Origin of the sequence: Streptomyces sp. NPDC060027 (assembly GCF_042737005.1) — a bacterium.
In the GTDB taxonomy this organism is placed as follows: Bacteria; Actinomycetota; Actinomycetes; order Streptomycetales; family Streptomycetaceae; genus Streptomyces.
The window spans coordinates 914-23625 of record NZ_JBHWVI010000137.1 but is presented as its reverse complement, the minus strand read 5'-3'; the positions used below and the strand labels follow the sequence as shown (position 1 = coordinate 23625).

The window sequence follows — 22712 nt, the reverse complement described above, 5'->3', positions numbered from 1 at the left end:
GGCCGCGGGCGTCCTGGCGCCGGCCCTTGGCGTCCTCGCGCGGGCCGGAGGCCGCCACGTACGGGCCCCGGGCACCCTCGCGCGGCCCGGGCGGGTCGACGTCCTCGAACGGGGTGGGCGTCGCGGCCCTCTCCGGCTCGCAGGGCTTCGGCTCCGGCCGGGGCACCAAGCTGGCGGTGGTCCAGACGGGCCCGGACAGCGCCCTCGCCTTCGAGGCACGCGGTTCGGCGGGCAACGACGACGCGACGTGCACGGAGGGCATCCTCGTCTACCGGGTCCGCAGCGAGACCGAGTCGGGCAGCGGTCCCATCCAGGTCCTCGACGTCCACCCCCGCACCGAGGCCTGCTGGGAGGACTCGGTGTACCCGCCCCTGGCGGACGCGCCGATGGGCCTCGGCGAGAGCTTCACCGTGCCGGGCGCGAAGGTCCGCGTCGAGGTGGAGGACCGGACGGTGTCGGGATCCTGGACGGTGAAGATCACGACAGGCTGAGCCCGTGTGGCACCGGTCCCTGGGAGGGGAGACGGGGGCGGGGCCCGGGCGTCGGGCCGCGCGAGGGGGCGGGGCGCGCGAAGGGGAGGGGCGCGCGACGCGGGAGGGGTGCGACGCGGGCGGAAGGGTGTGGAAACGACGAGAGCGGGATGCTCGCGTTTCCGCGAATCATCCCGCTCTCGTTGGCGTGCGCCGCCAGGGACTCGAACCCCGGACCCGCTGATTAAGAGTCAGCTGCTCTAACCAACTGAGCTAGCGGCGCCTGCTGACGTCGTAGACCTTAGCATCCTGATCGGCGGGAGGAAAAATCGATATCCGCACCGCCGCCGACGCCGCGGCACGGGCCGCCCGTACGGCCGCCCAGAGCAGGATCTCGGGGCCGGGAAGCCAGGGCTGCCGCGTGTCGGGGGCGACCAGCCAGCGGGAATCGGACCGGACGGCATCCGGCCCGCCGCCGGCGTTCAGGGCGGGCACGGTGACCGCGTCCCCCATGCCGTGGCAGAGCAGCGGCGGCACCTCCCGGCACCGCCCCACGTGCCCGCCCCGCCCCGCGGCGGCGCGCTCCCCGGCCGCACGCCCCGCGGCGGCGCCCGAGCCCCACTCCTCCCACTCCATCAGCGAGGGGAGCCGCTGGGCGGTGCCGGGCGCGGCGAACAACAGCATCCGCCCGCGGTACGCCGCCACCGGGCCCGAGCCCGGTCCGTCGTCCCAGAGCCGGTCGAGCATCCGCCGGCCGAAGAGCGCCGGCGCGCTGACGACGTCGAAGGCGCTGCCGCAGGGCAGGACGACCGGGGCGCTCGGCCGCTCGCTCCAGAGGGCCAGCGTGCTGCGCGGATACGGTCCCGCCGAGGCGAGCCAGGCGGCTCCCTCGGAAGTGACACCCGAGACGTCCAGCCGCTCGGGAAACGGCGCTCCGGGGCTGTGGGGGGTGGTGCTTGCCGGGTTCCGTGTGCTGCTCATGCCGAATACATCTACCCGTGGTGAGCGCCCGGTCCCGGAGGGTTGCCGGAAACCGGGACAGGACCGGCTGAGGTGGAGTATCTTGCCCGGCTGGCATATGCCACGCGGGTGCCGGGAGGGCATGGGACGACGGACGGGAGGGCATGGGACGACGGAGGCGGAACCCTCCCTCCGCCCAGTCCCGAGCCGCTCCCGGCCCCGGGGCGCGAGGGTCAGATCGGGTCGGTCACACCGTGACCGTGGCCGTTGCCCTCCGTGCCCCGAAGCAGGTCCTGGCCGAACTCGACCATCTTCTTCGCGTAGTCCTCGGTCCACTCGGCCCGCTCGGCGATCGAGGCGGCGGTCAGCCGGTCGAAGCGGCGCGGATCGGCGAGCTGCGCGGCGGCGATGGCCTGGAACTCGACCGCCCGGTCCGCGGCGGCGCGGAAGGCGTGCGTCAGCTCCGTGGCCCGGTCCAGCAGCGCGCGCGGATCGTCGATCGACTCCAGGTCGAAGAAGTGCTCCGGATCCCCCGCGGCTTCCGCGGGCTCGAAGAGCAGGGGCGCGGGGCGTAGCCGCGGTTCGTTCCGACGCGGCGTGGGCTCCGCCATGTCTTCTCCTCCTCGTACGGTTCAGGGGCCCCTCTCGGTAAAGGGCCACCGTCCATTCTCCCCCGCTCGCGCAAGTGGGCCCGAAGGGCCGAGTGCGCCCCCTCGGCCGGGATTCCGCCGGCCCGGTGCGCCCGGAGCGGGGCTCAGGGCCGCCACGCCACCCGATGCTCCGCCAGATGGGACAACACCGCGTGATTGGCTTCCCAACCGTCCGGGAATTTCACGGTGACTCCCAGCTGTACCGGCTCGGTGGACGGATGGTCGTCCAGCAGCTCGGTGACCCCTTCCCGGCAGACCACGATGCACGCGTGCCGGTGCCGGGACGCGAGAACGCACAGCCGCCCCGTCTCCAGATGGAACGCCGTGGCGTCCGGCCGCCCCGACAGCGGATGCAGGACGACGGTGACGTCGAACTCCCGCCCCTGGAGCCGGTTGGCCGTGTCGACGGTGACCTCCGCGACACCGAGGGCGGTCAGCGCCGCCCGTACGGCCGCGGCCTGGTCCCGGTGCGCCGTGCCGACGGCGATCCGGTCGGCCGTCAGCGGCACCGGATCCTCCGCCCGCTCCGAGGTGGCCGCGCCACCCCGGTCGAGCAGCCGCCGGACGACCTCGGCCACCGCGCGCACCGCCTCCGGGTCCGTACGCGGTGTGTGCCGGGCGGGCAGCTCCAGCAGTCCCCAACCGGACTCGGCCGCCTCGTCGATGACCCGGTCGGTCCCCGAACCGTCCGAGGGGACACCGAAGTTCAGCCGCCGGTCGCCGTGGCCGGTGCCGCTGCGGAACGGCGTGTACGGATAGAAGGCGTGCGAGACCAGGGGCGCCGCCGACGCGGGCAGCCGCCAGGACACCGGAAGCCGGTGCTGCGGCAGCTGCGGATTGTGCGCGAGCAGGGTGGTCACCGCGGACGCCGACGGGTCGTACGACAGACCCGCCCACTGCTCCGAACCGACGATCGCGAACGGGTCCAACTGCCCCGGATCGCCCACGAACAGCGCCCGCTCGAAGAGCCCGGCGACGGCGAGCAGCGCGTCCGAACGCATCTGGTACGCCTCGTCGACGATCGCGTGCCGCCACGGCTCGACGCCCTTGACATGGGCCCACTTCGCGGCGGTGGAGATGACGACGTCGAGGCCCGCCAGGTCGGCCGCCTTCGTCGACTTGCGCACCTGGTCCAGACCGTCGAGCGCCTTGTCGTACGGGTCGGAGTCGCTGCTGTGCAGCCGCCCCACGGGCAGCTCCGGGGCCTTCTCGGCGAGCCGCAGCACCAGGTCGTCGACCTGGGCGTTGGTCTGCGCGATCACCATCAACGGGCGCCCGGCGGCCGCCAGTTCGAGTGCGGCCCGGACGACGAGGGTCGACTTGCCGGCGCCCGGCGGCGAGTCGACCACCACGCCGCGGTCGGTGCCGTGCAGGGTGTCGCGCAGGATCGCGTCGGTGGCGCGGCCGGCCTCGGCACCCGGGTCGAAGACGGCGGTCACAGGACGTCCTCCTCGGTCACCGGGTCCGGCAGCGGCAGGGCGTCGGGCTCACCCGGCGGCCCTCCGTGCGTCCACGGTGTCTCCTCCGGGTCGGGCAGCTTGGCGCCGCCCCGCTGTTCGTGCTCGAAGAGGGTGAAGCAGACGAGGTCCCCCTTCTCCGGCACGGACCCGGACTCGGGTTCCTTGCCGCGCCCCATCTTGTCGACGATCCGCAGCACCAGGGCCGCGCCCTCGTCGTCGGCCGCCACGAACTCCGCCGCCTGAGGTTTCCCGCCCAGCGAGCGGTACACCCTGGCCCGTTCGCCCAGGTGCGGTCGGTCGTCCGTGCGGACGGTCACCAGCGGGCGGGGGCTCGGCCGCTTGCCCTCGCTGTACGCCATCACGACATCGGTGACCTCTCCCGCGAACGCCTCCCCGGCGAGCCGCCGGCCCGCCATGACCAGCGGGTCGTCCAGGGCCTCCTGGGCTTCCAGGCGGGCCTGTTCGCGCTCGCGCGTGGCCAGTTTGTTCGCGGCGGTGACCGCGTCGTCGCGGCGCGGCTGCGGCGGCTCGCCCGCCACGACCCGGTCACGGTGTCCGGTGAACGACCAGCGGTCGCGGGTCCACCGGTCGGCGGCGTGCGCCCCTTCCGGCAGCGTGCGCAGCAGGTCGAGCCCGTGCCAGACCGCGTCCCAGGTGGGCCGTGCGACGCGCTCGACGAGAGCGCGGATCTCGCGCTCCGCGGCGGTGAGTTCGCCGAGCCGGTCGTCCGCCTCGATGCCGTCCTCGGCGGCGGCCAGCGCCGTGCGCGCGCGGTCGTAGCGCTCGATGGCGGGGGCCAGCAGCTGGTTGTCGAAGGCGGGATCGGTGGCAGGTCCGGCGGGCGGGCAGACGAGCTGGCCCCCCGCGTCCCGCCGGAGCTCGGCCCGCACCGCGGCCTCGGCGCCCGGCTCCCCGTCCGGCGGGTCGATCCAGGCGAGCAGCGCGCCGAGGTGCTGGTCCTCCAGACTGCTCTGCCCGGTGGCCCAGTGCCGGGACACGACGTCGGTGAGGGCGAGGAGCAGGGCCGAGCCGGGCACCCGGGCGCGCTCGCCGAAGTGGGTCAGCCAGCGCCCGAACAACGGCACCCGGGGCGGCGCCGGATGCGGGGTCTCGGGATCCTGCTCGGCGGTGCGGCGAAAGCGCGTGGAGCGCCCGAGGAGGCGGACGAACTCGATGCCCGCCCGGCCCGGCACGATCAGCTGCGGCGCGTCCGCGCACAGCTCGACCTCGACCTTGACGCGCTTGCCGGTCTCCGGGTCGGTCTCGCTGCGCTCGGCCGCCTCGACCACGTCCGCGTATGTGTCGATGTACGGCAGGACGACGTCCGCCAGCTCGGCGAGGAACGCGAAGCGCAGGTCGCGGTCGCGGGGCTGCGGCACGACCAGCAGCCGGGGCGCCTCCCGGTCCGTGCCGACCAGCGCGCCGAGCGGGGCTCCCGCCTCACCGGCGGTGGTGAGCGGCACGAACACCATCGGCCGCTCGGCGAGATGGCGGTGGAGCACGGTGGCGGCGGGCTGTGCCCGGCCGCTCTCGACGGCCTCCAGCCGGGCGAGGGTGGCGATCAGCGACATGCGGTCGCCTCCCGTCCGCCCGGGACGCCGCCCACCGGCCCCGGGACGTCGCCGCCCACCGGCCCCGCGGTGCCGGACGCCTGGCTCTGCGGCACCCCGGCCTTCCCGGCGCGGGCCTCCGGAACCGTGCCGCTCAGGGCCTCCGCCCGCAGCAGCGCCGCTCTCCTGAGCGCCGCGACGGCCGGGTCCCCGGGGTCGCCGGCCTCCCCGTGCGCCGCCGCCAGTACGTCCGTGACGGTCGTCAGACCGCCCAGCTCCGCGCGCAGCGAGCGGCCCAGGGACGTCACCGCGCCCTCGGCGCGCGAACGGGCGCGGCAGTGGAAGGCCAGCTCGCAGGCGGACAGGCACTCGGGCGCGTAGGTCGCGGGGACCGCCTCGACGGCGGTGATCAGCTCCTCGGCGGGAAGGCCGGGGGAGAAGCAGCTGCCCTCGGGGAGGGCGGCCGCGATGTCCTCGACGCGGGTGAGCCGGTCGAGCTGGCGGCGGGTGACCGCCCGCTGCTTGCGGACGTCGACGGCCGAGGCGGTCGGAAGGTTGGAGAAGTCCTTGGGGCAGACCAGGAGGACGCGGTGGCGGACCGCGGGGGCGGGATCGAGGCGGGCGGCGACCTCCTCCAGGGCGAGGACGTACACCGCGGACTGCCGGGCGGCGGCGCCCACCTTGGCCGGGTCGGCCGAACCGTCCAGCATGGGGAACGACTTGATCTCGACGACCGTCCAGTCGCCGTCCGGGTGCACGACCACCGCGTCCGGCTCCAGGAACGCGGCGGAGCCCGCGACGTCCAGGGCGAGCATGGGGTGGTCGAGCAAGGTCCAGGAGCCGGCCTCGGTGGCCTCGCGCAGCGCCAGCTCCGTGCGCTTCGCGCGTCCCTCGGGGCCGACCGCGCTCAGGTCGGGCACCGCACCCGAGCCCGGCGGTTCGGCGCCGGGGTCCAGCTTCTCGTGCACCAGCCGCAGCAGCTCGGCACCGCCGTCGGCCTTGACCCGCGCCTCGAACGCGTTGCCTCGCATGAACGCGAACTGCGACATCCCGAACGCGGACGGCGCGCCGAGCGCGCTCGCCAGCTTCGCCTTGTCGACACCCGCGCCGTCCAGCAGGGCGCGGCGGTCGCACCCGGGGTTGGCGGCGAGCGCCGCGAGGGCGCGCGCGTCGAGCGCCTTCGGTGCGACGTCCGGACCGCGCAGCTCAGCGAGCTGCTGCCGCAGCGCCGTCCCCCGCGTCCGTGGGAGAGGCACCCGGTTCGGCTCCCGGCCCGGTTCGGGACTCGCGCTGTCGGGGAATTCGTTCACCCGTGGAAGTCTGGCATCCCGCACTGACAATCGCGGAACCCTCGCCCCGGGAGGCACCCGCGACCCAGGGGGCGCGGACCGCCAGGTACGTCCGCAGGCGGTTCGCCGTCCGCATCACGAACGGGGTCAGCAGCAGTCCGGCACCCATGACCGCGGCGCCCGCGACGGCGTCCAGGAAGTAGTGGTTGGCCGTGCCCATCACGACGATCGTGGTGACCAGCGGATAGACGACACCGGCGACCTTGGCGGCGGGCGTGCGGCCGTGGCGCCACAGCATCACTCCGCACCACAGCGCCCAGCCCACGTGCAGGCTCGGCATCGCCGCGTACTGGTTCGTCATCCCGCCCAGACCGCGCGGCGCGCTCGCCTCGCCGCCCCACCAGCCGTAGTCGCTGTACTGGGCCATCGTGTCGACGAAGCCGTGGCCGGACGACAGCAGCCGGGGCGGGCAGGTCGGCAGCAGGGTGAAGCCGATCAGGCCCAGGAAGGTGGAGGTCATCAGCCAGGTGCGGGCCGCGCGGTAGCGCACGGTCCGGGAGCGGAAGAGCCAGATCAGGATCGCGGGCGTCACCAGGTAGTGCAGCGACGCGTACCAGAAGTCGGCGGGGACGCCCAGCCAGGCCTGACGCGTGAACAGCCGGTTCAGCGGATGTTCCGCGTTGAGGTAGAGGACCTTCTCGATGCGCAGGATGTCGAGGCCGTGACCGACCGCGCCGGCGGTGTCGCCCCGGGCGAGCAGCCGGCCCGCCGAGTACGACGCGTACACGAGCAGGATCAGCGGGAGCTCGGTCCACCAGCGGAGCCGGGCGGTCGCCGCCGTGGACGCGCGCAGCTCCGTCCACCGGCGCAACCGGGCGCGTGGCGCCGCTTCGGTACGCGGTGCGTCGGTCTGCGGCATCCGATCGCCCTCCCCCATCTGTTTGTGGTGGCCCGACAGTACGCAGTCTGCTGACGACGGTCCGTGGCCAACCGGATTTTACGATGAACGCGAATGCCCCGACGGGGCGCCCCCGGTCCTCAAAGACGCGGAGATCGCCCCCCGGGTTGCCCCGGGCGGGGGTGAGCGATGATGGAGTGACCCACTCCTCAGTCGTCATCGAGTGAGCCGACCCCTCACTCGTGCCGCCCGTTCCGGAAAGGCTCCTCTTCATGGCACCGCGCATCCTGCTGGCCCGGCACGGACAGACGGACTGGTCGCTGTCCGGAAAGCACACCGGCAGGACCGACATCCCGCTCCTGGAAGAGGGCCGGCGCGGCGCCAAGCTGCTGGGCGAGCGGCTCCACCGGGCGCCCTTCGACGGGCTCTCCGGTGTCGAGGTGCGCACCAGCCCGCTCTCGCGCGCGCGGGACACCTGCGAACTCGCCGGTTTCGGGGAGCGCGCGACCACCTGGGACGCCCTCATGGAGTGGGACTACGGCGCCTACGAGGGCATGACCCCGGCGGAGATCCAGGGGATCCGCCCGGGCTGGTTCATCTGGAGCGACGGGGTCCCCGAGGGGGAGACGCTGGAGCAGGTCACCGCGCGCGCGGACGAGGTCGTCTCATGGGCGCGCTCGGCGGACCGCGATCTCCTGATCTTCGCGCACGGCCACATCCTGCGTTCCATAGGCGCCCGCTGGCTGGGCCTGCCGCTGGACTTCGCGGCCCGCATCCGCCTCAACCCGACCTCTCTGTCGGTGCTCGGCTGGGCCTACGAGGAGCCCGCGATCGAGGTCTGGAACGACTGCGGGCACCTGAGCGCCTGACCGGCGTTTCACGGCACCCTCACGCCGTGCGCGGCAGGCTCGCGTGGCGGTCGAGGAACGCGGAGACGCCCGAGGCCCTGCGGTGCGGGAGCAGAACGCGGGCCGTCGCGGCGAGCATGATCTGGATGCGGGAGGACTGGACCTCGTTCAGCAGGTCCAGGACGCGCAGACCGGCGGCGGCGGCCTCGTCGGGGCGGCCGCCACGGGCCAGGTCGTCGGCGAGTTCCGCGGTGTACAGGGCGATGTTGCGGGTGAAATGCGGGTCCTGGAGGTGGGCGGCGCGGCGTGCGTGGCGGGCCGCCCGGGGCCAGTCGCCCAGCGTCGACCAGCACTGCGCCTCAAGACCCTCCAGTTCCGCCTCTCCGTAGAAGGTCATCCACTCGGGGTCCGTCTCCGAAGGACCCCGCTCGTAGAGGGCCTGCGCGCGCGCCATCGCCTGCTCGCACCCCTTGCGGTCGGCGAGCCCGGCCCAGCCGCCCGCCTCGCGCAGCGCGAGCAGCGAGAGCAGGCGCGGGGAGCCCAGGGGCCGCGCGGCGCGCTGTGCCGCCTGGGCCGCGCGCACGGCCTCGCGGGGGCGCCCCGCGTCGCGCGCCAGGAACGCCGTGTTGCAGAAGGCATGGGCCTCCAGGCCCGGGTCGCCCGCCATCCGGGCGGTCGCGAGGGCCTCCGCGTAGTGCGAGCGCGCGTCGTCGAAGCGCCCGGAGTCGTGTGCCAGCCATCCCACCGAGATGGCCAGTTCGCCCGCGCCGGCGTACAGCCGGTCGGCGGTGGCCTGCCGGGTGGTGCCCGCGTCGAGCAGCGCGTACGCGGTGCGCAGCGGTGCCGCCGCGCGCCGGTAGAGCCCGTCGGCCCCGTGCCGGTCGTCGAGCAGCCGGATCTTGCGGACGGCCTCTTCGAGGGTGCCCGCCTCGGACGTACCCGCCCGGTGGACGCGTCGTTCGGCGGCCGCGGCGCTGCCGCCGAAGGCACCCGCGAAAGGTCCCATCGAGGCAGCCGCCACGGTGGCGGTGCCTCCCGTCATGAATGCGCGACGCTGCACGTCGCTCTCCTCGTGGTTCTGATCGCGTTTCTCGTACGGGTCGTACGGGTCGCACGAGCGGTGCGGGTCGTACGGATCAAGCGGATCGAGCGGGTCGTGCGGGTCGTGCGGATGGTGCGCGGTGTACGGCGTCGGGAGGTGATGCGGGTCCGGCGTCTCATACGTCTCGCACGCCCCGCCCGTCTCAGAGGGGGCATGCGAAGGGCTCGTGGAGTGCGTGAGGGGTGCCTCGTCCATCTCGCGCGCCCCGCGTCCGCGTACCCATGAGCGGGGAGCGAAACCGAGGTCGGTCAGCGTGCGGCCGGGGAACATGTGCAGGAACACCCGCTCGTACGCGTAGTTGGGACAGCGGATCTCGCCCGCCTCGACGCGCCCGATGTAGCGCGCGTCGCAGCTGACCCGCTCGCCGATCTCGCGCGCGGCCCGCCGCACCGCCGCGGCGAACTCGCCCGGGGAGCGCTGGCCGCGCAACCGCCGGAAAGCGAGATTCGGCCGCGGTGGCCGGGGGGACGGGGACGAGGTCACCGTTGACGACGCCATGGCCGGGCCCTCTCTTGCGAACCGTCGAACCATGCCGGAAAGCGGGGCGAGTTGACCGGGTTGTGCCCAGTAGGTGCCCTGCTTCCGGCGGGGCAAGAACGTACCCGCTGTGACAACGCCACCACGCTCGGTTTGGCTACAAACCGGATATCTCATCCACGATCTGCCATGAACTGCCATCCTTTGTGGCGGAGTTTCGCCGTAGCCGTTGACGTCCTGCCGCGTTGAACCGGGTGGACCGGGAGCCGCCCGAACTCCCGACCCACTCGTCATGAGGAGGGGTTCCGTTGGAGGCCGGGATGCAGACCAGACAGAGCATCGAGTTCCGTACACCGCCGTCGACCGCGCAGCACGGACCGTCCAAGGAGAGCGGCGTCCCGCTGCGGCCGGTCACCGAGTGCGAGCTGGTGACCGTTCCCGCACGCCAGGGACTGGAGGCGGTCGACATCCTGCGCCGTGGCGCGGGCGAGGCCGTGGGGCCCGTCCTGCACGACGACGGCTGCGACACCCTCGGCTTCCTGGTGCCGCCCGGCACCGCCGACGCCTGGGACGTTCCCGGCAGCACCTGTACCCAGACCGACGGCCGAGGCCTGCGGACGGCCCCCGAGCCCCCGGTCGAAGGCTCGGACTGGCTGCTCCCGCCCGGTGAGGCGGATCTCGCGACCGACCCGGCGGTGCTGCGGGCCGCGCTGGGAGAGGCGGCACGGCTGATCGAGGCGGCGGACGGCTGCCGGTGAGCTCGCCGGGCGGTGACCCGGCGAGCGTCGGGCGGTGACCCGGTGGACATCGGCGGCGGCCGGTGACCGCCCTCATCGATGCCCTGGGTGACGGGATCGGGCCTCGGGAAGGCGCCGGTGAACCCTGTCCTCGCCCGTCGGGGAGCCCTGGCGAGCGGTCGCTGAGCCGAGCCGCCCCCGCGCCCCGATAATGGCGGGATGGCGAGGGCGAAGAATCAGCGGGCGGACGACGGCCGCGACACGGGGCGGGGCGGGCGGCGCGGGCAGGCGGCGGCCGAGGCGGTCGTCGAGGCCGTCGACGGCGGGCTCGCCGAGCTGCTGCCCGACCGCGACCGGGCGCGCGCCTGGACCCTGCTCATCGACGGTGCCCCGCAGTCCCACGTCGACCTCGACGACCCCTCCTTTCTGAGCTTCGAGTACCAGCGCCGCCTCGGCCATGTCATCGACCTCGTCGCCCCGCCCGGCAAGCCCGTGCACGCCGTGCACCTCGGCGGCGGCGCCATGACCCTCGCCCGCTACACCGCCGCGACCCGCTCCCGGTCCACCCAGCAGGTCGTCGAACGCGACGCGGCCCTCGTGCAACTGGTGCGCCGGGAACTTCCGTTGGATCCGAACGCCCGGATCAGGGTGCGTTCCACGGACGCCCGGGAGGGTCTCGCCAAGGTGCCCGACGGCTGGGCGGACCTGGTCGTCGCGGACGTGTTCAGCGGCGCGCGCACACCGGCCCACCTGACGTCCGTCGAGTTCGTCGCGGAGGTCCGCCGGGCGGTGAAGGACTCCGGGATCTACGCGGCGAACCTCGCCGACGGACCCCCGCTCGCCCATCTCCGGGGCCAGATCGCCACCGTGGCCGCCGTCTTCCCCGAACTCGCCCTGGTCGCCGACCCGACGGTGCTGCGCGGCAAACGCTTCGGGAACGCGGTCCTCGTCGCCTCCGGCCGGCCGCTGCCGATCGCCGAACTGACCCGCCGCGCCGCCTCCGACCCGCATCCCGCCCGGGTCGAACACGGCAGGGAACTCCTGGACTTCACGGGCGGCGCGTCCCCGGTCACGGACGCGGTGGCGGTGGCGTCACCGGCACCGCCACCGTCGGTGTTCCGCTGACCCGGCGTCAGCACACCCCGGCCGCCTGCATCGGCCGTGTCCACGGGGCCGTCCGCGGGACCGCGCGTCCGCCGCGTCCGGCGGTCGGTACGGCCCGAGGTCGGTACGGCCCGAGGCCAGTACAGCCCGAGGTCAGTACGTCCCGATCTCCACGTGCGGCGGCCCGTCGTGCCATGTGCAGAACACCGAGACCCGGTCCGCGCCCGAGGTGAACTCCACGCGGATCCACGACTCCGTCTTCCACACCTGCATCGACCAGCTCGTGTTCGGCGTCGCGGACACCAGCGTCGCGTAGGCGCTGCCGATGTCGAAGACCACCCGGCCGCCGTCGGTGTCGTAGCTCTTGACCTGTCCGGAGGGCGGCGGGGAGGCCGCCGACGTCGGGGCCGCCGCCGAGGGGCCGCTGCTCGGGGACGCGGTGCGCGAGGGTGTCGTGCTCGGCTTCGCGCTCGTGGAAGGCCTGTTCGACGCGCTCCTGGACGGCTCGGCCCGCCGCGTCGAGGACGCCAGTGGTTTCGACTCCTGCGTCGTCGCCCCGGCGGCCGTGATGGGCAGGGCCCGCGGCGGGTCGTACGCGGTCCCCGTCATCACGGTGTGGACACCCCACCACGACAGCGTGACCGCCGCGCCCGTGGCGAGCGACCACGCGAGTACGTGTACGAGTCCTCTGCGCATCGCGGCCATACTGCACCACGAGCCCCACCGGTGTCTCATGGCCCTGCCCGGGGCCGAGTTGTCCACAGCGGGCGGGCCGGGATTGTCCACAGGCGCCCGTCGGGGGTTGTCCACAGGCACCGGACGGCATTGCCCGGATGGCGTACGGTGCCGCCCATGGCAAGTGTGCTCGTTGTCGAGGACGATCAGTTCGTACGCTCGGCCCTCATCCGGCATCTGACCGAGGCCGCGCACATCGTGCGCAGCGTCGGCACCGCCCTGGAGGCGCTGCGCGAGGTCGCCCATTTCTCCTTCGACGTCGTGATCCTCGACCTCGGACTGCCCGATCTGGACGGGTCCGAGGCGCTGAAGATGCTGCGCGGGATCACCGACGTCCCGGTGATCATCGCCACCGCGCGGGACGACGAGGCGGAGATCGTCCGACTGCTGAACGACGGCGCGGACGACTACCTGACCAAGCCGTTCTCGGTCGAGCACCTGTCCGCGCGGATGGCGGCGGTGCTGCGCCGTGCGCGCACGAGCGCGGGCGACGCGCCTCCGTCGACGGTCATCCGCGTCGGCGGGCTCGCCATCGACCCGCTGCGCCGCCAGGCGGAACTGGACGGCGTACGACTCGACCTCACCCGGCGCGAGTTCGACCTGCTCGCCTTCCTGGCCGGACGCCCCGGCGTCGTCGTGCCGCGCAAGGAACTGCTCGCCGAGGTCTGGCAGCAGGCGTACGGCGACGACCAGACCATCGACGTCCATCTGTCCTGGCTGCGCCGGAAGTTGGGGGAGACGGCGGCGCGACCGCGCTATCTGCACACCCTGCGGGGCGTCGGCGTGAAGCTGGAACCGCCGAGAGCGGAGGGGCCGCTATGAGGTGGGCGCTGGTCAAGGTGTGCGTGGCGGTGACGACGATGGTCGTGGTCGCCTTCGCGGTCCCGCTCGGTCTGGTGATCAAGGAGATGGCGCGGGACCGGGCGTTCTCGAACGCCGAGCGGGAGGCCGCCGCCGTCGCGCCCGCGCTCTCCATCACCACCGACCGGGACGAGCTGGAGCGCGTCGTCGCCTCGGCCGGCTCGGACGCGGGGATGGGCGTGCACATACCCGCCGCCGACGGCAGTCCCGCGGTCGAGATCGGCAAGCGGCGCGCCGCGGGCAAGGACATCGCCATGACCCGCAGGCTGGGCCGGGCCTCCACCACGGAGGTGCCCGGCGGCTCCACGCTGCTCCAGCCCATCGCGCTCAGCTCCGGCGAGATCGCGGTCGTCGAGGTGTACGTCCCCGAGGCCGAGGTCAGCAACGGCGTCGGGACGGCGTGGGCGGTCCTCGCCGCGGTCGGCGTCGCCCTCGTCATCGGCTCCGTCGCGGTCGCCGACCGGCTGGGCGTGCGGATGGTGCAGCCCGCGCAGCGTCTCGCCGAGAGCGCGCACGAACTGGGCGAAGGGCAGCTGGGCTCCCGTGTGCCCGAGGAAGGGCCGACCGAACTGCGGCTGGCCGCCGTCGCCTTCAACTCCATGGCCGACCAGGTCGTCCAACTGCTCGCCAACGAGCGGGAACTGGCCGCGGACCTCTCGCACCGCCTGCGTACCCCGCTGACCGTGCTCCGCCTCAACACCGCCTCGCTCGGCGACGGGCCGGCCGCCGAGCAGACCCGGGCCGCCGTCGCGCAGCTGGAGCGCGAGGTCGACACGATCATCCGGACGGCACGGGAGGCCAAGCCGCAGACCGCGGCGATCCGCGTCGGCGCCGGGTGCGACGCGTCCGAAGTCGTCCGTGAGCGCATGGACTTCTGGTCGGCGCTCGCGGAGGACGAGGGCCGCAAGGTGCGGGTGGCCGGTGTGGACCGGCCGGTCCGCATACCCGTGGCCCGCGCCGACCTCGCCGCCGCGCTCGACGCCCTCCTGGGCAATGTCTTCCGCCACACCTCCGAGGGCACGGCCTTCGCGGTCGACGTCCACAACGCCGAGGACGCCGTGATCATGCTGGTGTCGGACGCCGGCCCGGGAATCGTGGACCCGGTCGCCGCGATGGCGCGTGGACGGGGCTCGGGCAGCGACGGGTCGACGGGCCTCGGCCTGGACATCGTGCGCCGGCTCGCGGAGTCGACGGGCGGGGACGTACGGATAGGGTCCTCCGTGCTGGGCGGAACCGAGGTGCGTATCTGGATCCAGCTGGACGGAAGGGCACCGGTCCGGCGCGGGCACCGGGGCAGCGTACGACGCCGGAGGCGTGGCGCGGGCGTGAGCTGAGCCCGTGGAGGCGGCACGCGCCGATCCGCGACGCCGGAAGCGCGGCGTGGGTGTCAGCGAGCCCGGGGGTCCGGTCCGACGGGACGCGGGCTGAGCCGAGTCGGCGTCCGCGTGGTTTGCGTGGTCCGCTTCCGCGTGGTCCGCTTCCGCGTGGTCCGCGGGGCGCCAATCCGCCCACATTGGTCTCGACCTTTAACCGCTCCCGATGCCTTCCTTAAGCGCACCCTAAGATCCTCGACCTCCGTCCGGATGAACCGGTTTGACCGATTCCGGATCGCTAGCGTGATGCCGCACTCCCTGGGACGTCCCCAGCGAACCCCCGTGAATCCGCGAAGGCAGGCACGCGATGAGCAGTACGCACCGGCGCAAGGTCAGTGGCAGGAACAAGGCGATAGGCGGCGTCGTCGCGGCGGCCGTGGTCGGTGGTGGCGCCCTCCTGTTCACCGGTACCGCGCAGGCGGCGAGCGTCGGTGCCGCGTACACGAGGACCAGTGACTGGTCCACGGGTTACACCGCGCAGTACGTCGTCACCAACGACACGGACCGGACGAAGGCGGACTGGACGCTGGAGTTCGACCTGCCGTCGGGCAACAAGCTCAGCTCGCTGTGGAACGCGACGTCGAATGTCAGCGGGCAGCACGTCACCGTGAAGCCCCCGTCCTGGGACAAGGACGGTCTGGCGGCCGGAGAATCCGTCACCGTCGGCTTCGTCGTGAACGGCACCGCGAACCCCACGGGCTGTCTCATCGACAGCACCACGTGCTCGGTGGACGACGGCGCGACGCCCGAGCCGAGCGGCCGTCCGACGAACTCCGCCACTCCGACGGCCACGCCCACCCCGACCGCCACCGCCTCGCAGAGCGCGACCCCGAAGCCGACCGCGACCGCGACGCCCACCGCCACCGCGTCTCCCTCGCAGAGCTCCGGCAGCGGCGGGACGACGAGCGCGGGCTTCGCGCCCTACGTCGACACCTCCCTCTATCCGGCCTTCGACCTGGTCAAGTCCGCCGACGCCACCGGCGTGAAGAACTACAACCTCGCGTTCATCACCGACGGCGGCGGCTGCACGCCGAAGTGGGGCGGGGTGAGCGACCTCGCCAGTGACGCCGTGGCGGCACAGATCGGCGCGCTGCGCGCCAAGGGCGGCGACGTCCGGGTCTCCTTCGGCGGAGCCTCCGGCACGGAGCTGGCCACGACCTGTTCCTCGGCCGACGCGCTGGCGACGGCGTACGGAAAGGCCGTGGACGCCTACAAGCTCACGAAGGTCGACTTCGACATCGAGGGCGGCGCGCTGCCGAACACGGCCGTGAACACGACCCGCGCGAAGGCCATCGCCAAGCTCCAGCAGCAACACCCGGACCTGGACGTCTCCTTCACCCTGCCGGTCATGCCGGAGGGCCTCACCCAGGACGGCGTGAACCTGCTCTCCAACGCCAAGTCCAACGGCGTGAGGATCAACACCGTGAACATCATGGCGATGGACTACGGCCCCGCGTACAGCGGTGACATGGGCACCTACGCCGAGCAGGCCGCGACCGCCACGCAGGCGCAGGTCAAGAGTGTCCTCGGCCTCTCCGACAGCGCCGCGTGGAAGTCCGTGGCCATCACCCCGATGATCGGCGTCAACGACGTCGCGTCCGAGGTCTTCAAGGTCGACGACGCCTCGCAGCTGGTGAGCTTCGCGCAGTCCAAGGGCATCGGCTGGCTCTCCATGTGGTCCGCCACCCGTGACAAGCAGTGCGCCGGCGGCGCCAAGAACTCCGCCGACGCGGTCTGCAGCTCCATCGTCCAGAGCGACGGCGCCTTCTCGAAGGCGTTCGGCGCCTTCAAGTAGCCCGTACCAGCTCAAGCGGCCCCATCGGCCCCATCAGCCCCATCAGCCCAGCAGGTGCGAAAGCCCGAGCGGCTAGAGCAGCCCGACGGGCCCGACCAGCCATCGCGAAACGGGGGTTGCGCGCCCCGGCCGGATCCCTCCACCCCCCACCCGGCCGGGGCGTCGTAGCGGGCCGAAGACCTGGGCCGTGTCCGGTGAACACCTCCCGGACACGGCCCGGACCCCTGCTCACCGGTCCTGGCCGGGCCCCCAGGAGCCGTCCTTGAGCATGTGGAGCAGGCCGGCCAGGGCGGTGGGGGTGGACGTGGCGATGTCGCCCGGCCGGTCGCTCTCGCGGAGGTGGATACGACCGGACACCGCTGCCGCCAGTTCCACGCAGTTGCCCTCGCCGCCCGTGCTGAACGAGGACTTCTGCCAGATGAGTCGGGGCATGCGGGAGGTTCCTTTCACAGGGCGTACATGACGTGCTGGACCAGGCTCAGTGAGTCACGGGACGCGTGCGACTCCGGTGTCGACTCGGGGTCGACCGGCGCCAGCGCCAGCTCCGACAGCCGCTCGAACATCTTCGTGTACTGATCGAGATGGTTCGCGTCCCGGAGGAAGAGGGAGTGCGTCGGGTGTTCCAGGTAGACCGTGTCCAGTTCGGGTGCGGTGCTCCCGTGGAGGACGAACGACTGGGAGTGCGCCGAGTAGATCCCCGCCTCGAACGGGTACACCTGTACGGCGACGTTGGGCAGCCGCGAGATCTCCATCAGCCGCAGCAGCTGCCGACGCATGACCGCGGCGCCGCCCACCTGGGTGTGCAGCGCGGCTTCGTGGATGACGGCCCGGTACGTCACCGGTGAGCCGCCGGTGAGCACGCGCTGCCGGGCCAGGCGGAACTCGGCGTAGCGGTGGGCGCGCCGTCGGTCCCGCTCGGTGGCCTCCAGGACCGCGCGGGCGTATTCCTCGGTCTGGAGCATCCCGGGGATCACCAGGGGCTCGTGCGTCCGCAGCACCGTCGACCGGGATTCCAGTTCCGCCAGGTCCCGGGCCCCCGGCCCGATCGTGTCGTTGAACTCGTCCCACCAGCCCTTGCCGTTCTCCTGGGCCATCGCCATCAGCCCGTCGAAGTAGGCCCCGGGCGGACAGCCGTACTCCTGGAGGACCTTGTGGAGGCGGTTGCGCGAGACATCGATGCGTCCCGTCTCGATGTTGCTGACGCGGGCGCGGTCCGCGCCGAGGATGGCCGCCGCGCGCTCGCCGGAGAGCCCGGCGCGGACGCGCAGTCCGCGCAGCTCCGCCCCGAGCCTGCGCTGGCGCTCGCTCGGGTTGCTCCTGGGTGCCATGGCCGACCTCCTCGCGGAGAAGTCTGCCGATCTCGGCGTCCGCCGGTCGCCGACCCGTCGCCACGTCACTCACGTGGGTGACATCGGCGGGAGATGCTTGCGTCGGAGGAAAACATTTCCCTACGGTCGAGGCGATCCACCTCGCCCCCGCGCTCCCGCGGAAGTGCGCCCGGACTCAACGGAGTTGAGGAACCGGGGCCTGGTTCACCGCGGCCGCGCGCAACCCGAAGGAGCCCCCTCCGATGGAGGATCAACGACGCCCCACCGATGTCTCCCTCGTCTTCCCGCCCCACCCCGTCTGGGTCCGCGCCGCCCGGGACACCGTTCGCACCCTTCTGGCCGTGTCCCACCGGCCCGAGCTCACCGACATCGCGGTGCTCCTGACCTCCGAGGCGGTCACGAACGCCATCAAGGCCTCCGCCGGCCGGGGCCGCCCGACCCCCGTCACCCTGCACGCGGGCTGGGCCGGCCCCCGTCGCCTGCGTGTCCTCGTCCACGACGAGGCGCCCGGCCTTCCCGACCTCCGTATCCCCGGCCCCGATGAAGAGGGGGGCCGGGGGATGCAGCTCATCTCGAACGGTGCCGACGCCTGGGGCGTGTGCGGGCGCGGGCCTGGGCGGGGCAAGGCGACCTGGTTCGAGCTGGGACGGTCAGACCTCGGCGGGTGACCGTCCCGGGTCGGCGGACCTGTCCTCGGGCGAGTCCGCGGACCTGTCCACGGGGGAGCCCTCGGGCGAGTCCGCGGCGGACGAGCCCTCGCTGAGGCCGAGCCGTCCGTGCACGGCACGCAGGGGCTTCGGCGCGTACCAGGCGGCACGGCCCAGCAGCCGCATGGCGGCCGGGACGAGCACTCCTCGTACGGCCACCGCGTCGATCAGGATCGCCAGACCGCTGCCGAGGCCGAACATCTGGATGAAGCTGACGTGAGCCGTGCCGAAGGCGAAGAAGCTCACCGCGAGCAGCCCGGCGGCCATGGTCACGATCCGTCCGGTGTGCGAGAGCCCGTCGGTGACCGCGGTCTCGGTGTCGGCGCCCGCGTCGTGGAGCTCCTTGATGCGGCTGGTCACGAAGACCTCGTAGTCCATGGACAGACCGAAGGCGATGCAGAACATCAGCACGGTCATCGAGGTGTCCATCGGCTGCGGCGTGAAGCCGAGCGGGGAGGACAGATGACCGTCCTGGAAGATCCACACCATGACGCCGATGGCCGCGGTGAGGCTGACCGCGTTGAGGACCAGGGCGCGCAGCGGCTGGACCACGCTGCCGGTGAAGAGGAACAGGATCAGGAAGGTGCTGCCCGCCACCAGGCCGATGGCGGCCGGGAGCCGGTCCGCGATCGAGGACTTGGAGTCGACCAGCCGGGCGTCTCTGCCGCCGACCAGCGCCTCGCTCGTGCCGGGTACGTCGACGGCCCGTACGGCCTCGACCAGGTCCTGGGCCTCGTCCGACTTGGGGGTCAGGCCCGTGACGACGGTGATCCGCTGGGCGTCGGGGCGGCCGAGCGCGGCGGCGGCGGGCCCGGGCGGACCGGACCGGCCGTCGGTGTAGGTGCCGGCGGAGGTCTCGATGCGGGCCGCGCCGTCGAGCCGCGAGAGCGTGGCCGCGTACGCGCTCAGCTCGCGGGGTGACACCGGACCGGTCGTCACGATCTGCACCGCCGACTCGTCGCTGCCGGTGAAGTCGCTCTGTACGGCGGTGGCGACCTGCCGGCTCTGCGCGCTCTCGGGCAGGACCCGTTCGTCGGGGGTGCCGAAGGTGACGCCGAGCAGCGGGGAGGCCGCGAGCAGCAGGACGGCCAGGACGGGGAGCGCGGTCAGGGCGGGCCTGCGCATGACCGTGCGGGAGAGCCGGGCCCACAACGGGGCCTCGGCGCTGCGCACCGTCTTCGCCCAGGGCAGACGGCCCTTGTTGACGCGGTGGCCCAGTACGGCGAGCAGGGCCGGCATGACCAGCAGCGCGCTCAGGGCGGCGACGACCACCACGCCGATGCCCGCGTAGGCGAAGGAGCGCAGGAAGAACTGCGGGAAGACCAGCAGCGCGGCGAGCGCGGCGGCGACGGTCGCGGCGGAGAAGGTGATGGTGCGTCCGGCGGTGCGGACCGTGTGCCGCAGGGCGTCCGGGACCTCGGCCCCCTCAGCGAGATGCTCGCGGAACCGGCTGATCATGAGCAGCGCGTAGTCGATGCCGAGGCCCAGGCCCAGCGCCGTGGTGAGGTTGATCGAGAACACCGACACGCTCGTGAGGCTGCCCAGGACGTAGAGCTCGGCGAACGTGCCGACGATCGCGATCAGCCCGATGACCAGCGGGAGCAGTGCCGCGACGACGCTGCCGAAGGCGATCACCAGCAGGACGAGGATCAGCGGTACGGCGATGGACTCGGCCACCGCGAGATCCTTGGCGACCTGGGTGGGCACCTCGTCACCGACCGCGGCTTCGCCACCCGCCCGTACGGTCAGCCCGTTCCGGTCGCCGGTGTACCGGTCGATGACCGCCGACGCGTTGTCGCCCCGCTCGGTCTCGTCACCCTTGACGTGGGCCAGCACGAGGGCCTGCTTCCCGTCCCGGGAGGTCAGCGCGGAGGCGCCGGTGTCCCAGTACGAGATCACGTTCGACAGGGCGGGCTCGGCTTTGAGCCGGGAGGCCAGGTCGCGCCCGGCGTGCTCCGCGGCGGGGGAGCCGACGGCCCCGCCGTCGTCGGACCGTGCGAGCAGGACGAGGTTGCTCTCGCCGCCGAACTTCGCGTCGATGACGGCCTGCGCGCGGGCCGAGGGCGCGCTCGGATCTTCGAAGCCACCGCTCTGGAGCTTGCCGAACGCCCCGAGTCCGACGGCGGCCATGGCGACCACGGTCACCACGGTGAGGCTGAGCAGGAGCCGGCTCCGATGGAGGGCCAGCTGCGCGATGCGGTCGAACACGGTGATCGCCTCCGAATGTTTACGCCGTTAACATCGACGATGGCATAAGATGTTAACGGCGTCAACTTCGAAGCGGAGGCAGGGCGAGGGGTCGGAACGGGGGTGCGGGCGGAACCACCGATTCGGGCAGGATGGAGTCATGGAATCGATCACGGGCGGCAGAGCGGACACCGGCGGTGACGCGGGCGCGGACGACCGGGGGAGAGCGGGTGCCCGTACGCGGTCCGGTGGCGGCAAGTCGCGGTACCACCACGGCGATCTCCGCAACGCCCTGATCGAGGCCGCGGTCGAACTCGCGAAGGAGGGCGGCCCCGAGCGGGTCGTGCTGCGGGAGGCCGCCCGCAGCGTCGGCGTGTCACCCACCGCCGCCTACCGCCACTTCGAGGGCCAGGGGGAACTGCTGGAGGAGGTGAAGACCCACGGCCAGCAGGCGCTCGCCGCCTCGATGAAAGCGGCCGTACGCGCCCTGCCCGCATCCGACGACCCGGGCGAGGCGGCGGTGCGCAGGACCGAGGCCGTCGGGCGTGGTTACCTCCGCTTCGCGATCGAGCACCCCGGCCTCTACCGCACCGCCTTCTGCCGCACCGCGGCGGCGGCGGAGCACGACTTCACCGGCCTCGAAGTGCCCGACGCGGGTGCCGAGTTCGCCGCGTTCAGGGAACTCAGCGACACCCTCGACGCCCTGGTCGCGACGGGCCGGATGCGGCCGGAGAACCGTCCCGCCGCCGAGGCGGCCGCCTGGGCGACCGTGCACGGCCTGTCCCTGCTCATCCTCGACGGCCCACTGGCCCTCCTGCCCCCGGACCAGCGCGACGCGGTGGTGGAGCGGACCCTGACCACGATCGTCGCGGGACTCATCCGCTAGGACCTGTCCGCCCCTTCCCGCCGGGCCCGCGGCGCCCGGCACCGCACCTCGCCGCGTCGTCGGGCAGGCCCGGGGACTGTCCCGGGGGTGTGACCGGCAGCCGGGCGCCGCCACCGGCCGGGTGCGATGCGCGCTCGTACGGACAGCGGGGCAGGCTGGTGCGACAGGCGATGCGGCAGGTCCGTGACTCAGCTCTGGTGACTCAGCTCACCAGGAAAAGGTGACAGGACGTTGTCGCGGACGGCTGCGACTGTCGACAGCATGACGATCACGGACGAGGACTGCCTAGCCGAGACCCTGAGGTTCAACGAGCGCTTCGCCGCCGCCGCTGCGAGCCGCCCGGCGCGCGAAGGGGCGCCGGACGCGGCCCTGCTGGCCGCCCTGCGGCGCAACCGGCTCGCCGGTGACACGCCACCGGTGAGACTGCCGCAGGGCCGGGACCGCGTCCTCGCGGGCGGGGTGAAAGTCCGCGTGTTCGTACCCGACCACGTCGACGGCGTGTACCTGCACATCCACGGAGGCGGCTGGGCGTTCGGCTCCGCGGACGGGCAGGACGAGAGGCTGTGGGGGCTCGCCGAGCAGGCACGGCTGGCCGTGGTCGGCGTGGAGTACCGCCTCGCGCCGGAACATCCGTTCCCGGCCGGGCCCGACGACTGCGAAGCCGCCGCCCGATGGCTGGTGGACCATGCCGCAGCCGAGTTCGGCACTCAACGGCTTCTGATCGGCGGCGAGTCGGCCGGTGCCCACCTGAGTGTCCTGACGCTGCTGCGCCTTCGCGACCGGCACGGCGTCACCGGCGCGTTCCGGGCCGCCCACCTGCTGTTCGGCCCCTACGACCTGTCGATGACACCGAGCCAGCGATTGTTCGGATCAAAGCGACTGCTGAGCAACACCGAAACGCTGCGCGGCAGTTATGAGCTGTTCACGCCGGACATGGGGCCGGAACAGCGCCGCGATCCCGAAGTCTCACCGCTGTTCGCCGACCTGGCGGGCTTGCCGCCCGCCCGAATCGTCGTCGGCACCGAGGATCCGCTCCTGGACGACTCGCTGTTCCTGGCCCGACGCTGGCAGGCGTCAGGTGCGCCGGTGCGGCTCGGTGTCGTCGCCGGCGCGATGCACGGCTTCACCCTGTTCCCCCTGACCATCACCGAGCGGGAACTGCGGCGCGAGCGGGACTTCCTGTCCACCGCGGGAGGGTAGCGTCGGCAGCGTGAACCGCACGACTCGGCTCTACGCGATGGTGGAAGAGTTGCGGGGGGGGGCGGCCCGCCCGCCCGACGGGGGAGCCCGCGCCC

Annotated in this window: 20 protein-coding genes, 1 tRNA gene and 1 pseudogene; 10 read left to right on the top strand and 12 right to left on the bottom strand. The window is 73.1% G+C overall.

Annotated elements, in window-relative coordinates:
- Positions 1–491, top strand: a pseudogene (locus ACFWBT_RS28360) (peptidase M6); the annotation flags it as partial.
- 188 nt (positions 492–679) lie between these two features.
- Here the strand turns inward: ACFWBT_RS28360 and ACFWBT_RS28355 are convergent.
- The 7 genes from ACFWBT_RS28355 to ACFWBT_RS28325 all read right to left on the bottom strand — a co-directional run bounded on the left by ACFWBT_RS28355 (position 680) and on the right by ACFWBT_RS28325 (position 7298).
- Positions 680–753: transfer RNA gene (locus ACFWBT_RS28355), tRNA-Lys, on the bottom strand.
- Positions 744–1451: a bifunctional DNA primase/polymerase gene (locus tag ACFWBT_RS28350; RefSeq protein WP_385705450.1), complete on the bottom strand. Its 708-nt coding sequence runs from the start codon at positions 1449–1451 to the stop codon at positions 744–746. Before ACFWBT_RS28350 ends, ACFWBT_RS28355 begins: the two co-directional genes overlap by 10 nt.
- Before the next feature lie 212 nt (positions 1452–1663).
- Entirely contained in the window at positions 1664–2041 is a 378-nt protein-coding gene (locus ACFWBT_RS28345; RefSeq protein WP_351122406.1) for a hypothetical protein, read from the bottom strand.
- Between the two features lie 143 nt (positions 2042–2184).
- Positions 2185–3519, bottom strand: a complete 1335-nt coding sequence (locus tag ACFWBT_RS28340; protein ID WP_385705448.1) for an AAA domain-containing protein — start codon at positions 3517–3519, stop codon at positions 2185–2187.
- Positions 3516–5111: a hypothetical protein gene (locus ACFWBT_RS28335; RefSeq protein ID WP_385705446.1), complete on the bottom strand. Its 1596-nt coding sequence runs from the start codon at positions 5109–5111 to the stop codon at positions 3516–3518. Before ACFWBT_RS28335 ends, ACFWBT_RS28340 begins: the two co-directional genes overlap by 4 nt.
- The gene (locus ACFWBT_RS28330; protein ID WP_385705444.1) at positions 5102–6346 is read right to left on the bottom strand and encodes a hypothetical protein; all 1245 of its coding nucleotides are present in this window, start codon (positions 6344–6346) and stop codon (positions 5102–5104) included. The genes ACFWBT_RS28335 and ACFWBT_RS28330 overlap by 10 nt, the downstream gene beginning before the upstream one ends.
- Complete coding sequence (locus ACFWBT_RS28325; RefSeq protein WP_385705443.1) at positions 6297–7298, bottom strand: phosphatase PAP2 family protein; 1002 nt, start codon at positions 7296–7298, stop codon at positions 6297–6299. Before ACFWBT_RS28325 ends, ACFWBT_RS28330 begins: the two co-directional genes overlap by 50 nt.
- A 251-nt stretch (positions 7299–7549) precedes the next feature.
- Between ACFWBT_RS28325 and ACFWBT_RS28320 the strand changes: the two genes are divergently transcribed.
- Positions 7550–8146, top strand: a complete 597-nt coding sequence (locus ACFWBT_RS28320; protein WP_385705441.1) for a histidine phosphatase family protein — start codon at positions 7550–7552, stop codon at positions 8144–8146.
- 19 nt (positions 8147–8165) lie between these two features.
- On the opposite strand, the gene ACFWBT_RS28315 is transcribed toward ACFWBT_RS28320, so the two are convergent.
- Positions 8166–9725 (bottom strand): hypothetical protein, encoded by a 1560-nt coding sequence (locus ACFWBT_RS28315; protein ID WP_385705439.1) that lies wholly within the window; start codon positions 9723–9725, stop codon positions 8166–8168.
- A 299-nt stretch (positions 9726–10024) separates the two neighbouring features.
- Here ACFWBT_RS28315 and ACFWBT_RS28310 point away from each other — a divergent pair, with 299 nt between their 5' ends.
- Positions 10025–10462: a hypothetical protein gene (locus tag ACFWBT_RS28310; RefSeq protein WP_385705437.1), complete on the top strand. Its 438-nt coding sequence runs from the start codon at positions 10025–10027 to the stop codon at positions 10460–10462.
- Positions 10463–10660: 198 nt separating this feature from the next.
- Positions 10661–11566, top strand: coding sequence for a spermidine synthase (locus tag ACFWBT_RS28305; protein WP_385705435.1), 906 nt, complete (start codon positions 10661–10663; stop codon positions 11564–11566).
- A 132-nt stretch (positions 11567–11698) separates the two neighbouring features.
- Here the strand turns inward: ACFWBT_RS28305 and ACFWBT_RS28300 are convergent, their stop codons facing one another.
- The gene (locus ACFWBT_RS28300) at positions 11699–12241 is read right to left on the bottom strand and encodes a hypothetical protein (RefSeq protein WP_385705433.1); all 543 of its coding nucleotides are present in this window, start codon (positions 12239–12241) and stop codon (positions 11699–11701) included.
- Positions 12242–12397: 156 nt separating this feature from the next.
- Here ACFWBT_RS28300 and ACFWBT_RS28295 point away from each other — a divergent pair, with 156 nt between their 5' ends.
- From ACFWBT_RS28295 to ACFWBT_RS28285, 3 genes are all read left to right on the top strand, one after another.
- Positions 12398–13102 carry a response regulator transcription factor gene (locus ACFWBT_RS28295; protein ID WP_385705431.1) on the top strand — a complete coding sequence of 235 codons (705 nt, stop codon included), beginning with the start codon at positions 12398–12400 and terminating at the stop codon, positions 13100–13102.
- On the top strand, positions 13099–14475 hold the full coding sequence (locus ACFWBT_RS28290) for a sensor histidine kinase (protein WP_385705429.1): 1377 nt from the start codon (positions 13099–13101) through the stop codon (positions 14473–14475). Before ACFWBT_RS28295 ends, ACFWBT_RS28290 begins: the two co-directional genes overlap by 4 nt.
- A 346-nt stretch (positions 14476–14821) precedes the next feature.
- Complete coding sequence (locus tag ACFWBT_RS28285) at positions 14822–16309, top strand: cellulose binding domain-containing protein (RefSeq protein WP_385705427.1); 1488 nt, start codon at positions 14822–14824, stop codon at positions 16307–16309.
- Positions 16310–16537: 228 nt separating this feature from the next.
- On the opposite strand, the gene ACFWBT_RS28280 is transcribed toward ACFWBT_RS28285, so the two are convergent.
- Complete coding sequence (locus ACFWBT_RS28280) at positions 16538–16741, bottom strand: DUF397 domain-containing protein (protein ID WP_385705425.1); 204 nt, start codon at positions 16739–16741, stop codon at positions 16538–16540.
- 14 nt (positions 16742–16755) lie between these two features.
- A complete protein-coding gene (locus ACFWBT_RS28275; RefSeq protein ID WP_385705423.1) occupies positions 16756–17637 on the bottom strand; it encodes a helix-turn-helix domain-containing protein in 882 nt (293 codons plus the stop codon).
- A gap of 242 nt (positions 17638–17879) precedes the next feature.
- On the opposite strand from ACFWBT_RS28275, the gene ACFWBT_RS28270 reads away from it, so the two are divergent.
- Positions 17880–18305, top strand: a complete 426-nt coding sequence (locus tag ACFWBT_RS28270) for an ATP-binding protein (protein WP_385705421.1) — start codon at positions 17880–17882, stop codon at positions 18303–18305.
- Here the strand turns inward: ACFWBT_RS28270 and ACFWBT_RS28265 are convergent.
- A complete protein-coding gene (locus ACFWBT_RS28265) occupies positions 18288–20552 on the bottom strand; it encodes an MMPL family transporter (RefSeq protein WP_385705420.1) in 2265 nt (754 codons plus the stop codon). The genes ACFWBT_RS28270 and ACFWBT_RS28265 overlap by 18 nt on opposite strands.
- Positions 20553–20691: 139 nt before the next feature.
- On the opposite strand from ACFWBT_RS28265, the gene ACFWBT_RS28260 reads away from it, so the two are divergent.
- Together ACFWBT_RS28260 and ACFWBT_RS28255 are read left to right on the top strand one after the other, a co-directional pair.
- Positions 20692–21417 (top strand): TetR/AcrR family transcriptional regulator, encoded by a 726-nt coding sequence (locus ACFWBT_RS28260; RefSeq protein WP_385705418.1) that lies wholly within the window; start codon positions 20692–20694, stop codon positions 21415–21417.
- A gap of 261 nt (positions 21418–21678) precedes the next feature.
- Positions 21679–22617 carry an alpha/beta hydrolase gene (locus tag ACFWBT_RS28255; RefSeq protein ID WP_385705416.1) on the top strand — a complete coding sequence of 313 codons (939 nt, stop codon included), beginning with the start codon at positions 21679–21681 and terminating at the stop codon, positions 22615–22617.
- The last annotated feature ends 95 nt before the right edge of the window (positions 22618–22712 follow it).